At 68.4% G+C, this 13,171-nt stretch carries 9 protein-coding genes and 4 pseudogenes; 12 read left to right on the forward strand and 1 reads right to left on the reverse strand.

What is annotated here, in order from left to right:
• From ACIRF9_RS42260 to ACIRF9_RS42280, 5 genes and pseudogenes are all read left to right on the forward strand, one after another.
• Nucleotides 1–522 (forward strand): hypothetical protein (locus ACIRF9_RS42260; protein ID WP_403833909.1); only part of this gene is annotated, 522 nt, incomplete at its 5' end.
• Between the two features lie 30 nt (nucleotides 523–552).
• Nucleotides 553–1,410, forward strand: coding sequence for a hypothetical protein (locus ACIRF9_RS42265; protein ID WP_403833911.1), 858 nt, complete (start codon nucleotides 553–555; stop codon nucleotides 1,408–1,410).
• A gap of 79 nt (nucleotides 1,411–1,489) precedes the next feature.
• Nucleotides 1,490–1,792, forward strand: a pseudogene (locus ACIRF9_RS42270) (hypothetical protein); the annotation flags it as partial.
• Between the two features lie 64 nt (nucleotides 1,793–1,856).
• Entirely contained in the window at nucleotides 1,857–3,053 is a 1,197-nt protein-coding gene (locus tag ACIRF9_RS42275; protein WP_403833913.1) for a tyrosine-type recombinase/integrase, read from the forward strand.
• Nucleotides 3,054–3,099: 46 nt separating this feature from the next.
• Nucleotides 3,100–5,413: pseudogene (locus ACIRF9_RS42280) on the forward strand (site-specific integrase).
• 21 nt (nucleotides 5,414–5,434) lie between these two features.
• Here the strand turns inward: ACIRF9_RS42280 and ACIRF9_RS42285 are convergent.
• Nucleotides 5,435–6,514, reverse strand: a complete 1,080-nt coding sequence (locus tag ACIRF9_RS42285) for a protein kinase family protein (RefSeq protein ID WP_403833915.1) — start codon at nucleotides 6,512–6,514, stop codon at nucleotides 5,435–5,437.
• 237 nt (nucleotides 6,515–6,751) lie between these two features.
• On the opposite strand from ACIRF9_RS42285, the pseudogene ACIRF9_RS42290 reads away from it, so the two are divergent.
• The 7 genes and pseudogenes from ACIRF9_RS42290 to ACIRF9_RS42320 form a co-directional block, all read left to right on the forward strand.
• Nucleotides 6,752–7,057: pseudogene (locus tag ACIRF9_RS42290) on the forward strand (hypothetical protein); the annotation flags it as partial.
• Between the two features lie 34 nt (nucleotides 7,058–7,091).
• Nucleotides 7,092–8,135 (forward strand): tyrosine-type recombinase/integrase, encoded by a 1,044-nt coding sequence (locus ACIRF9_RS42295; RefSeq protein WP_403833917.1) that lies wholly within the window; start codon nucleotides 7,092–7,094, stop codon nucleotides 8,133–8,135.
• A complete protein-coding gene (locus tag ACIRF9_RS42300) occupies nucleotides 8,132–8,713 on the forward strand; it encodes a hypothetical protein (protein ID WP_403833920.1) in 582 nt (193 codons plus the stop codon). Before ACIRF9_RS42295 ends, ACIRF9_RS42300 begins: the two co-directional genes overlap by 4 nt.
• 167 nt (nucleotides 8,714–8,880) lie before the next feature.
• Entirely contained in the window at nucleotides 8,881–9,162 is a 282-nt protein-coding gene (locus ACIRF9_RS42305; RefSeq protein ID WP_403833922.1) for a hypothetical protein, read from the forward strand.
• A complete protein-coding gene (locus ACIRF9_RS42310) occupies nucleotides 9,162–10,430 on the forward strand; it encodes a DNA cytosine methyltransferase (RefSeq protein WP_403834136.1) in 1,269 nt (422 codons plus the stop codon). Before ACIRF9_RS42305 ends, ACIRF9_RS42310 begins: the two co-directional genes overlap by 1 nt.
• Nucleotides 10,430–11,218: pseudogene (locus ACIRF9_RS42315) on the forward strand (DnaB-like helicase N-terminal domain-containing protein); the annotation flags it as partial. The gene ACIRF9_RS42310 and the pseudogene ACIRF9_RS42315, both read left to right, overlap by 1 nt.
• Before the next feature lie 403 nt (nucleotides 11,219–11,621).
• Nucleotides 11,622–13,010, forward strand: coding sequence for a DUF317 domain-containing protein (locus ACIRF9_RS42320; protein ID WP_403833925.1), 1,389 nt, complete (start codon nucleotides 11,622–11,624; stop codon nucleotides 13,008–13,010).
• The last annotated feature ends 161 nt before the right edge of the window (nucleotides 13,011–13,171 follow it).

The following is a 13,171-nucleotide window of genomic DNA, read 5'->3' on the forward strand; positions in this document are numbered from 1 at the left end:
TCAGCCCCCAGCAAGCCAGTTGGCTCCTACCACCGGCTTACGACCAACCCGACTTGCCGTCAACCCATGCCACCACCGGATTTAACGAACTACCGCTACGAACCAGCCGATCTCGAAGACATGACGCTCGTCGAGGGCCTCGACGCAGTCCTCACTGACCTGCTCGACCATCCGGTCACCCCCGATTCCCGCGGCCTGTCCACCATGCTGCAGCACATCGACCTGCTGTGCCATCTCACAGCTCGCGTGACGGGCGAGACCCAGTACTGCCTGTTCTTCGACCACGCCGACGCCGCGGACCAGGCCCGGGCCGAGCCTTTCAGCCGAGCCGCCGGGCACATCGGCCGCGCGACAGCCCACTACGCCCAGGCCGTGGCTCCCGTCCCCGCCCTGTGCAGGAGCGGTGCACAGCAGACCCTGCAGAAGCAACTGGACGCGATCGACATCCACGACCGCCTGCGCGTGCACCGCCGATGCCGCCGTCTTCCGCCCAGCGGCCTGCGCCCCGGCGCTGAAGCGTAACCCGTTCCTCCTCACGGACCTTCCCCTCTGATGACGACACCGTCCGACCCCGACGACGCGCCCCTGTTCGACGTGGACGTGCCCGCGCCGCCGACGCCTGTGGAGCGGCTGCTGGCGCTCGCCAGCCTCTACACCCGGCACAACGACCGGCTCGACCTCCTCCTCTTCGGCCGCCTCCCGCACCCCGACCCGGATGCCTGCACGGCGTCCGCTCACCGCCTGGACCGGGAGACCTTCGCAGCCATCACGGCGATCCGCCAACAACCCCTGCCAGCCATAGAACCGGTCACGAGCGCCGTCGTACGGCTGAAGCAACTCGCCCACCTGGCAGGCGGCGCCACCCGCTACCTCACCGCCGCTCAGCAGGTACAGCCCACGCCGGACGCGGAGCACACCCGCTTGGACCCCCGGAGCGGGTTCGCCCGCCACCTACGGCTGGCCCGCGAACTCACCGCGCTTGCGCCCCTCACCATCACCGACTCCGCCGGGCACATCGCCGCCAGGCTGCCAGCCAGGGTCCGCAGTACCACCACCGTCCCCGGCATGGACGCGGACCGTCGCGATGCTCTGCTCGATGTCGCCCGCGGCCACATCGCCGTCACCGGCCACGACGGGTACCAGCGCGTCTACCACCACAACATGCCGGTGGACGCCGAGACGCTGCGCCGCCTGGAATCCGAGGGCCTCCTCACCTACGAGCCCGCGTCCGCACCCCCGCTCTTTCACGGCGGGCCGCCGCGCGACCGCGCCCGCCTGACAGCCCTGGGAACCTGCGCCCTCAGCACGGTCATCGTCTTCCCTCACTACCTCAGTCGGCCGGCCGGCAGCCCCGCCCCCATGCCCGTGCCCACCCCCAGTGTGCCCGCCACCGCCCGCTCCCGCCGCTGACAGCACCGCCCGCACCCCGCACCGTCTGCCGTCTCCTCGTTCACGCAAGGACATCCCGATTCACTCCTCTCCCACTCACATATGCATTTCGCTGGGCGCCGGTATTCAGTCCAGCGCCATGCTCGCCCTGTCCGCCAACGGCGTCCTACCCAAGGCCGATTACGCTATCTTCGCCGACACCGGCTGGGAACCTGCCGCCGTCTACCGGCATCTCGAACGGCTCGAACGCGACATAGCCGAACCCGCCGGAATACCTATTCTCCGGGTCTCCGCCGGGAACATCAGAAAGGACGCCCTCGACCCCGCGCACCGTTTCGCCTCCATGCCCCTGTACATCCTCAACCAGGACGGCAAGCAGGGCATGACCAGGCGGCAGTGCACAGTTATCTGCACCATCTCTGCTCGTTGATCTCAGTGACCGTCCCCGAGATCAACGAGGAGTGAGAGTGGACTTGCGACACGAACTGATGGAGGGGCGCGCGGATATCCCCCGCGTCGGGGCGGTGTTCCCGGCGCGGGGTGTCCATCCTCCGTACATCGTCGTCAACGGGTACGACGACGAGATCGAACCGGTCACCGCCTACCTGCGGGACCTGGCATTGAATGACAGCAGTCCGCTGACGGTCCGCAGCTACGGGTACGGGCTGCTGCGCTGGTTCCGGTTGCTGTGGCTGCTCGGAGTGGCTTGGGAGAGGGCGACCGAGGCTGAGACGGCGGTGCTGGCTGGGTGGCTACGGACGGCCTCGAACCCTCAGCGCCAGCGGAAGACCGTTGGCGGCCCGGCGCCGGACTCGGTGAACCTGAGAACGGGCAAGCGGGTACTGCGAGTTGGGTACGCGCCGCGGACGATCAATCATGCGCTGTCGGTGGTGAGCGGGTTCTACGAGTTCCACGCCCACCAGGGCAACGGGCCGGTCGCCAACCCGGTGCCGGTCTCCCCGCAGCGACGCCGGGCGCTTGCTCACCGCAGCCTGCTGGAGCCCAAGCCGGTGCTGGGCCGGGCCCGGCTGAGGCAGAAGGTCCCCGACCGTCCGCCGCGGTCGATCCCCGACCGTCTGTGGGACGAGCTGTTCGAGCGGATGGGGTGCGAGCGTGACCGCGCCCTGCTGGAGTTCTACGTCTCCAGCGGCGCTCGCGCCGAGGAACTCCTGGGTATCGGCATCCCGGACGTCGACTGGGCGGGCCAGAAAGTCTACGTGATCTCCAAGGGCACGCGGGAGAGGCAAGCCGTCCCGGCATCGCCGCAGGCATTCCTCCGCCTGGCCAGCTACCTGGACGAGATCGGCACCCCGCCGACGGACGAGCCGTTGTGGCGGACCCGCCGCGGCACGGACCGGCCGATGTCGTACTGGGCGATGCGCCGCGTCATCCAGCGGGCCAACGAGGCGCTGGGCACGAACTGGACGCTTCACGACCTGCGCCACACCGCGGCGAGCCGGATGGCGAACGGCGGCAAGCTCACCCTGCCGGAGGTGCAGGCCGTCCTGCGCCACGCCAACATCCAGACCACCAGCCGCTATCTGGCGGTCCGTGTCGAGGAGATCTTCGACAAGCTCACCGAGCACTACAACACCCCGCGTGTTGAACGCAGTTACCCATCCGGCTACGACGCCGACGACATCGCGGCGGTGTTCGGTGCCTAAGACTCCGCTTCGTACCACCGGTCTCAGCCGCCGTCATGGCCCGGTCGTGGAAGGACTCCAGTTCCCCAGCCGTTTTGTCGGGGGCCCAATCGAGCCGGAGCCCGCCGTTGCGGCCACCCCGCCGAGACCGCACGGTGAGTTCGCCACTGCCTCCGTGTCGCTCTTGTCGCAGGTGGCCGGCTCCTCCTCGATCTGGCCCGAGACGCAGCGCGCGACACGCCTGAACTGGAAGAACTCAACCCGCGCATTGCTTGAATACCTCCTCACCTTCCCAGGGGAGACCTGGCAGGCGAGATGGGACGCCAGTCCGCTCGGCCAGGGCCAGATCACCGCTGATGAGGTGGGGTCGCGCCGAACTACGGGGATAAGCGTGGTCCCTGGAATCCGGGCTCTGTACTGCCTGCGCGTTATCCAGCCGACGCTGCTCGCCTTCCGGCGTAACCCGCTGCCCAACTACGGGGTGACGTTCATCGCCGCCCAGGGGGACCCGCTCCTGGACAAGTACGCGGCGGAGGTCCGCGCCCACCAGTTCCGCCAAGTGCACCGCCGCGACGCGATCAACGAGTTGTGCATGCTGCTGACCGTCCAGGGCGTCGCCCTGAGCGATGTCACTCCTGCCGCGTTGCTGCACTTCACCCACGAGAACCGGAAGGCGCGCTGCACCCTGCAACCGGGCAGCCAGGTGTCCAACCGGCTGATCGGCCGTGGCATCTGGAACGTCCTGCATGCCATGGGGCACTTCCCGCCGTCTACCCCGGAGAGCATGCGGGCCGCCCTGCTGCGCGGACAGCTCAGCGTCGAGGAACTCGTCGACCAGTACGAGATCAGCAACCAGGCCGTCCGCGGACTGCTCATCGAATACCTCACCCGTCGCAAGGCCGACACCGACTACTCCACCCTGAAGGACCTCGCCTGCAAGCTCACCCGCCACTTCTGGAAGAACATCGAGAAGATCAACCCCGACCAGAAGGACCTGCGTATCTCGCCGGAGGACTACGCGGCCTGGCGGCAGACGATCACCGTCAAGGACGACGGCAAACCCCGCGTCGGCCAGGACAGCATCGTCATCGCGCTCCGCTCCTTCTACTACGACCTGCACACCTGGGCCGCCGACGAGCCCGAGCGATGGGCGGTATGGGTCGCGCCCTGTCCGGTCCCGCCCAGCGAACTACGCGGGCTCGGAGTGCGCCGCCGGCGCATCAACGAACGCTCCGCCGACCGCACCCGCCAGCGCCAGCCCCTCCTTCCCCTGCTGGTCAACCACGTCGAAACCCGCTACGACCGCGCCCGCCTGCTCCTGGAACAAGCAGACAAGGCGGCCGAAGACGAGGTGTTCACCCACGAGGGCACCGAGTACCGGCGGATCCGCACCGAAGCCGACCAAAAGCTCCTCCGCCACGGCGACACCGTCCCCACCCGTGTCCAGGAAGTCGACAGCGGCCGGATCGTTCACATCGGCACCGAGGAGGAAGGCGCCTTCTGGGAATGGGCGGCCGTCGAGACCCTGCGCCACTCCGGTGTGCGCATCGAGGAGCTCGTCGAGCTGACCCACCTGAGCATCCGCCAATACCAGCGTTGTCGTGGTAGTCGAACCGGCTGATCAGCGGGATCGGACGGCCGGTGCGGCCGTGGCGGCGGATGATCGAGGCGATGACGAGGTGTGGAGTCCCCCGATGCCGTTCCTCTTCCAACGGCAGAACGGGACCACCCCCATGGTCTTCAGCACCGCGACCACCCAGGTCATGCTCGGCCGGGTCTGCGAGCAACTGGCCGAAAAACACCAGGAGTTCCGCGGACTGAAGTTCACGCCGCACGACTTCCGAAGGATCTTCGCCACCGAGCTGGTCAATAGCGGCCTGCCGATCCACATCGGCGCCGCTCTGCTCGGCCATCTCGACATCCAGACCACCCGTGGCTACGTCGCGGTCTTCGACGAGGACGTCGTCCGCCACTACCAGGAATTTCTCCACCACCGCCGCGAGGTCCGGCCCGAAGGCGAGTACCGCGACACGACGGACCAGGAATGGGAGGAGTTCGAGGAGCACTTCGACCGCCGCAAGGTCGAACTCGGCGCCTGCGCACGCCCCTACGGCACCCCCTGCCAGCACGAACACGCCTGCATCCGCTGCCCGATGCTCCACGTCAACCCGAAGATGCTCGGCCGACTCGAAGAACTCGAAACCGACCTCCTCGCACGCCTCCACCGGGCGCAGGAGGAGCGCTGGCTCGGCGAGGTCGAAGGCATCCAGCTCACGCTCACTTTCCTGCGTGCCAAGCGCGAGGAAACCCAACGACGAGCCTCGCGTCCATCTGTCGATCTCGGCATCCCCACACCTCGCAGGATGAAGGAGAACCCGTGAGGCACGACTCCGGCCCGCTGTTCACTCCGACGCTGACGCGTTGGCCAGGGCCTGCCGGATCTGAGCTGCCGGGAAGGGAGTCCGTTTACTCTCCGTGACAAGTTGACGGTGGAAGTCGTCCAGGACGACGGCGTGCGAGGCATGGCGGTCAATGATCGCCATGATTCCGGGGGGAACGCCGTCGGGACGGCGGCCTGCGATCCAATCGCGCAGGAAAGTCCCGTGTTCTGTGTCACCGCGCACGGCCTCGGGCAGGTGGTGGCGCAGCAGGTGCCACGGTGCGTAGCAGCGGTCATACACGAGGTGGTCAGCAAGGAAGGCGGCTTCCTGCGCCGAGAGCTCGAAGTCGCGGCTGAGAGCGAGCCCGAAGTCCGCGAAATACACCTGCTGGCCGTCGGTGAGCAGATTCGCGAAGTGCGTGTCGAAGTGGACCAGCCCACGTGAGCTCATGAACTCCGTCCCCCGCAGCAGCGCGTCTTCCACCCACCGGTAGGAGGAGTCGCCTCCCGACTGCGTCCAAGCCGCACCACGGGTATCGCTGAGCCAGGCCGCGAGTGTCTGAGGCACGTGCTCCAGGAAGAGCACCAGGCTGAAGGAGGACCTGCCGATGGCCTCCAGCCGCTGGCGCACGGCAGGCGCCCCCTCCCAATGCGCGACGGCTCCCTCGATGCCTCCGAACGCATCGGCGAAGTCGGCAGGGGGACGATCCGGCAGGACCCGCCAGTGATACAGCAGCGGGAATCCCGCGTACTCGCTTCTCAGAGCCCAAGCAGTGGTCATGACGTGCGCGGCCAGTTCACGCCAGGCCCCAAACCCCGCCGACCCCACCCCGTACTGATAGAAGAGCGGGAGGTCGAACAGGTTGGCGGTCGAGCGCACATACTCCGGCCGCAACTCGATGTCCGTCAGCGGGACCCGCTTGACGAAGACGGGTATTCCCGCGACCTCCATCTCGGCCCGCCTGCCACCGATGCCCGAGCCAAGTGCCGGCGCGGCAGCCACCGCCTTGCCGAGCCTTCGGTCGCTGAGCAACGAGAGCTGTGCTCCTACGCCCGCATAAGCGGATACACGTGCGGCGGGTAGTGGCTCGGTCTCATTCATCGGCGGCTCCTGCCTGACATCACACTGACCGCTGTTGATCGTGCCAGGCGCCCCAACGCGACTCCCGAAGTTGCCGTCAACGACCTCCCCAGAAGCCGAGCCAGCCAACCATCGGCGGCGGGCGGACAGGGTGTTCTCCCTGCTGGAAACGTCACGGCTTCCCGGTTCGTCCGCCGTCCCCAAGTATCAGCAACCGATGAACTGTCCCCTCAAGCAAGGAGCACCGCTCTGAGCCTCATGCCCCTACTCACCCTTTCGAGTGAAGTGCAGAGAAGCACAGGGGAATACAAAATAACACCGATCAAAAAGAAGGTCCGAGAAGTACCCGGCTACCCATATCCTGCACGCATCCCAAAGAGTGTCTTCGTCGAGCAGTGGGTCGGCATATCTACTGACGAGTTTCACCGGGCCAAGGACGCCGACGTGAAGTACATGCGCAACCGGCACCCCCTCATCGACCTGGGGTGGTCGCGATCCGACTGCGTCCGCTACCTGACCTCGCTCGGTCTGGCCGACACGCCGAAATCGAGCTGCCTCGGGTGCCTTATGTGGAATCGGGCGGGTCTAGCCTGCAGTCATGGCCCCGATCCCGTGGGGAAAGTTCCCCACTGTCGCAGAGCATCAACTGGCTCACCGTTGGCTGCAGTTCACAGCGAACATCGGTCGGGCACCGAACACGATCGACGCGTACGGGCGGGCGGTAGAGGACCACCTGCGCTTCTGTGCCGCAGAAGGCACGGACCCACTCCTGGCCCGCGCGGATACTGTTGCCGCCTGGATCAGGGACATGCTGGACCGGCCACCGCGTCGGCCGTCGAAGGCTCCGACTCGGTCCGAGACCGGTTTGGCGAACGCAACCATCCAACAGCGCCTGGTCGCGGTCCGCTCCTTCTACGAGTACCTGGTTGAAGACGGCCTGCGCGAACAGAACCCGGTTCGCCGTGGACAGGTAGGCCGTGGAGGCCGCAGACCCCGCCAGGGCCTCGTACGGCACATCGAGCAAGCTCCCTGGATCCCCAACGAGGACGTCTGGCACCGGATCCTGGCCGCCTGCGCCGCGGAGTCGCTGCGCAACCGGCTGATGGTCACGCTCGCCTACGACGGTGCTCTGCGACGTGAAGAGCTCGTCCAGCTCGATGTCGAGGACTTCGAGCCCGCGCACCGTCTGATCCACCTGCGGGCGGAGACCACCAAGTCCCAAAGAGCCCGGGAGGTGGCTTTCGGCACCACCTCGTCGCAGCTGTTCTTGGCCTATCTCCGCGAACGCCGCACGCAGTTCGGCCACATCGATGGGCCTCTGTTCCGGTCGGCGTCGAATCGCAACTACGGTGCCCCGCTGGGCCCTTCCAGCTGGTCGAAGGCCGTCGAAGGTATCGCCCGCAGTGCGCGGGCCGACCGGCTGTCCACCCACACCTTCCGGCATCTGCGGCTCACCGACCTGGCCCGGGCCGACTGGACCATCGACCAGATCGCCCAGTACGCCGGCCACCGCGATCCCGCGACCACCATGCGCTACATCCACCTGTCCGGCCGTGAGCTGGCCGCCCGTTTCCACCGCGCGAACGCCACCATCCACGCTGACCGCGAACAGCTGCTCGCCGCACTGCTGGAGGAGCCATGAACCCAGCCGACACCGATCAAGCCCCCACCGGCACGATGACGCGTGAGACCCTGCTCGACCTGATGGGCCCCGTCGACGAAGCCGTACGGGAATGGCCCCGCAAATCCGGCCGCGCCACACGCAATCGGGTACTCGACGCAGTCCGTGCCCGCGGTCTCTCCTACCAGTCGTGGGACGAAGCCACCTGGGCGGAAGTCTCCCTCACGGCCGGCCCGGCCCGTCTGCACATCGCGGCCCTCGGACACCGCCTCGGCGGGTATCACCGCCTGCACCACACTGCCGGGATCAACCAGTTGCACAGGCTCGCGGACCTGGCCTTCGGCCCCGAAGCCACCGCGCCCGCACTGCGTGCAGTCGAGGAGACGCTGAGTTCCTGGCAGACCTCCCCGCACCTGCTGGAGTGGCAGGTCGGCAACGCGGTCCTCGACGCTCTTCTCAGTGCCGGAACCCCTCGGTTGGAAGACCTCACCGACACCCTGGTGCGGCAGCTGGTGGCTGACCACTCCCAACACACGGTCCTGCGCATCGACACGATCCACGAGTTCATCCACGACGCACACGGTCCCAGACACCACTGACACCCGACCGAAATGCCCAGAGGGCCAGGCCATCAGCCCCGTCGGACGAACTCCACTACACCGAACGAAAGGTCACGCTCCTGTCTCGATTCTCAATAACTTGTCCATTCCACGGAAACGCCCAATGGCGGCACATCCGCGACAACTCCCCTGAGGAATGGAAGGACGTGGTGGAGTTCGATGCGGCCATCCGAAAGGGGAACGCCCGCGCCAACGCCACTGGCAACAGGCTCCTCGGTGAGGCGTTTCTCCACCGCTCCCGCGTCCCTCTCAGCGAAGCCCCGATCGACCACGTCACCGCCGCCGAATGGGCGGCGATGCAGCAGGAACTCACCGCCACCGGACCGGACCTTGAGGAGCTGGAGAAGGGCGTCATCGACGGCTGTTCCCCGTGGGCCTGCCGCGGTGAAGTCGAGCCGGTGCAGGACGACTTCGGACTGGCCTCTTGATCACCCTGGACCTGTTTGCGGGACCGGGTGGATGGAGCCACGCACTGAACGTCCTCGGCGTCCGGGACATCGGGCTGGAATGGGACCAGTGGGCCTGCAAGACCCGTGCGGCAGCGGGGCAGTTGACGATTCGCACGGACGTGGCCCTGTATCCCGTCTGGCCGTTCCTCGGACGGACCACCGGACTCATCGCGAGCCCGCCCTGCCAGGCATGGTCCATGGCCGGCAAACGCCTCGGCCTGGTGGACCAGCCACTGGTGCACCAGGCTGTCGCGGATCTCGCCGCTGGCCGCGACACCCGCACGCAGCTGCTCTCCGCCTGCCAGGATCAGCGCAGCCTCCTGGCCGCCGAGCCCATGCGCTACCTCCACGCCCTGAACACGGTGGGCGAACCGGAGTGGGTCGCCGTGGAGGAGGTCCCCGACGTCCTGCCGCTCTGGCGCCAGTACGCGGCCACCCTCCGCCGGTGGGGCTACTCCGTATGGACCGGCATCCTCAACGCCGCCGACTACGGCGTACCCCAGACACGAAAGCGCGCCATCCTGCTCGCCTCCCGCGTTCGTACGGCCGAACCGCCCTCGCCCACCCACGCCCAGGTCGCCGAGCCCGAGTCGCTGTTCGGGCCGGGTCGCACCCGGTGGGTGTCCATGGCCAAGGCCCTCGGCTGGGGCGCCACCGACCGGCCCGTCCCCACCGTGTGCGCCGGCGGCGGACCAGGAGGCGGCCCCGAACCCTTCCCCTCCGGCTCACGAAAGACCCTCTCCGACGCCCGCGACCGGGGCACCTGGGCACCCCGCGCCGACGAGATCGTCCTGCAGTCCCGCCGGGAAGGAGCAGGCTGGGCCGTACGGCACAGAGTCTGGGACAACCGGCTGGCCGACGCCCCCGCTCCGACCTTTACGGCGGAAGCGCACCGCTGGTCCTGGTCCCTGCGCAGCAACAACCAGGCCAACGCCACGGTCAGGTCGATCGAGGAGCCGGCCGGGACGCTGTTCTTCGGGCACCGCGCGAACGAGTGCACCTGGATCGCCGAGCCCGTCGGCACCGCGCCGGAGAACGAGACAGAAGCCACGCCGGAGCCGATCCGGATCACCGCCCGCGAGGCCGGCATCCTCCAGACCTTCCCCGCCGACTACCCGTGGCAGGGCAACAAGGGCCAGCAGTTCTCCCAGATCGGCAACGCCGTGCCCCCGCTGCTCGCCGGCCACATCCTTGCTCCGCACCTGCGCGTTCCCCTCAACCCCGACGACTTCACCCTGGCTGCTTGATGCCCCGGACCCCCGGCCCCGACCAACCCGAGGACGACCTCGACGACCTGCCCGATACGCATCCGCCGCAGCCCGTGTACTACGCCGAACAGGCCCTCCTCGGCGCCCTCCTCCTCGAACCCCACCGCCTCACCGACATCGCCGGGATCGAGCCCGACTCGTTCTCCAACCCCGCGCACGGCGCCCTGTTCGCCGCAATCCGCGCCCTGCCTGCCCCCGACCCGAACCAGCACACGCAGGACACCAGCTGGCTGAAGGCGGTACTCACCGCAGCCCGCGAGCCCGCCCCCGGGCTGACCGCCTCCTACCTGCACACGCTCATCCAGGTCTGCCCATGGCCTAGGCATGCGTCCGCGTACGCGCGGATGGTCGAGACCGAGCATGCCCGCCGTACCCTGCGCGCCCGCGCCGAGCGCCTCGTGCTGACCGCGACGGACGTCACGCTCCCGCACCCGGTGCCCAGCACCCTCGCCGAAGCCGACGCCCTCGCCCGCGCCGTGGACGACATCGCCGCAAGGCTCCCGTCACTCTCCGGCTCCCTGACCCGCATCCCCGCACCCCCGTCGGCAACCAACTCCGACAACGATGAGGAAGCGGTCGATGAGGAGCGGCTGCTGCTCGCGACCGCGACGGCGCACCCTGCTGATGTCGAGCAGATGCGGTGGCTGAACGCCGACGACTTCACCCACTCTCTGCACGCCGGTCTGTGGCAGTGCCTGGCCTCTCTGGCCCGGCGCCGTGCCCCCGTTGACCCGGTCACCGTCCTGTGGGAGGCCCAACAGCGCGGTCTCCTCGCATCCGGGGCCGAACCGGCAGAGCTGCTCGACCTCCTCGGAGCACCGGCCGGTTCCGCCGAGTACTGGGGCGAGCGGATCCTCCAGCGCTCCGTCCTCGCGACCGCGCGTCACGTGGGCCTGCGCATCGAGGCAATCACCGATGACCCGGCGACCACGCCGTACCAGCTCATCCTCGGCAGCCGCCGCGCGCTCGCCGAACTGTCCGCCGCACGCGCCCGCTGGCACCACGCCACCTCACCCGCACCCACGACCACGCGCACCAGGACCACGGCACCGCCCCGGGCCGGCCCGCCACGGACCACGGCGCCCCCCGCCCGTATCTCCCGCTGCTCCCGAACCCGCCGGTGGCCGGGCCTCCAACGATCCGGCCACCGGCAGAAGCGAGCACCCCTTCGTGACGTCCCCCTCCGCCGACGCGTATGTCCGCCTCGACACCCACCCCACGCACACCAGCGCCGTAACTGCCACGATCACCGGCTCCCAACGAGAGCCAGCCCACGCTGTGCTGACTGCCCACGGCTCCGAGGCCCCCCACGACGAGACCCTGGTCCTGGCCCGCATCGACCACGAGCCCTACTGGGCCGAGAAGGCCGCACAGGCCCTGACCGCAGACGGCTGCACCACCGAGATCACCCCTCGGCTCCGCGAAGCCATGGAGGAAGAGTGGACCTGGGCCAACCACCCGATGCGCTGGTGTACCCGGGCGGAGATCCGGGAGGTGTCGAACGAAGCCCAGAAGATCCACGATGACATCCGCCACGGTCGGCTCATCATCCACGCCCACGCCGACGACAGCGGCACCACGGTCGCCGTCGGCACCTACCGCGACAGCGGCAAGAACGTCTACCTCCACGGCGAGAACCACCTGCGGCAGATCGCCGACACCTTCGACTCACCCGCAAAGGCCCTCACTTCCTTCGAACGTCTCCACGGCGACGCCATGCGGCCCGGCCCCGCGCCCATGACCGACATCGAACGCGCCGCCACCCGCGCCCGCACCTCGCTCGACACACCCGCCCCAGAACCGGAGATCGTGCCCGCCTACACCGCCGATGCCAGCGACCACGATGTCCTCCTCGAGCAGTTCCTTGCCGCACACGGCGACTGGGGGAAGTGGCGCACCTGGACCGACGACACCACCCACGCGATCCACGAATCCCAGACCCTGCGCATCGAACGCGTCCACGAATCCGACCCCCGCGAGACCGCCTGGACTGTGGCCGCCTACGAGACGCCCGTCTCCGACAGGATGTGGCACCTCACCGCGACCGGCACCACCCCCGCCCCCGTGCTCCAAACCCTGCTGCACCACCTCGCCGAAGGCGACGCGTGGGACACCGCCATCGGTAGCCCCGTCAACGAGAAGACCGTCACCGCCGCCACGAAGCCTTTCACCGACGCTGGCTGGAAGCACACCGTCGACGGACGCTGGATCCGCTGGACGAATCTATCCGGAGACGCCGGCATCCAGTTCGACGTCTTCGCCGCCCAACAGCCGAACAGCACACTCTCCACCTGGACCATCTGGGCTGGCCCAAGCATCGACCACGCCACCTGGACCCTGACGGCATCCCCCTACACCCCCAACTCGCTGCTCGCCGACCTAGCCGACGCCCTCGCCCACCGAACCGGCACCCGCCAGACCCGCGCCTCACCACGCGAGCGCGGCAGGCAACTCCACACCACACCCCCGGCTATGGGGCCGGCAACAGCGAGCCACACGAGCGGCCGAGCCCTCTACCATCCAACCGATTCGGGTCAAGGACCCTCCCCCTGCCGGTAACGGCCCAGGGCAGCTGCGGACGGCACCGCAGGCCACCGGGCACGCCCCGCAAGCGCCGCCGACGCCACCGGAAAGCTGACAACGGCTCGCAGCAGATAAGCGCAGCCTGCTTCCAGGACCGCCTCCACTACCTGCCCGTACGTCGGAAGGCGCGACCACCA

Origin of the sequence: Streptomyces sp. NPDC096132, assembly GCF_044763345.1 — a bacterium.
In the GTDB taxonomy this organism is placed as follows: domain Bacteria; phylum Actinomycetota; class Actinomycetes; order Streptomycetales; family Streptomycetaceae; genus Streptomyces.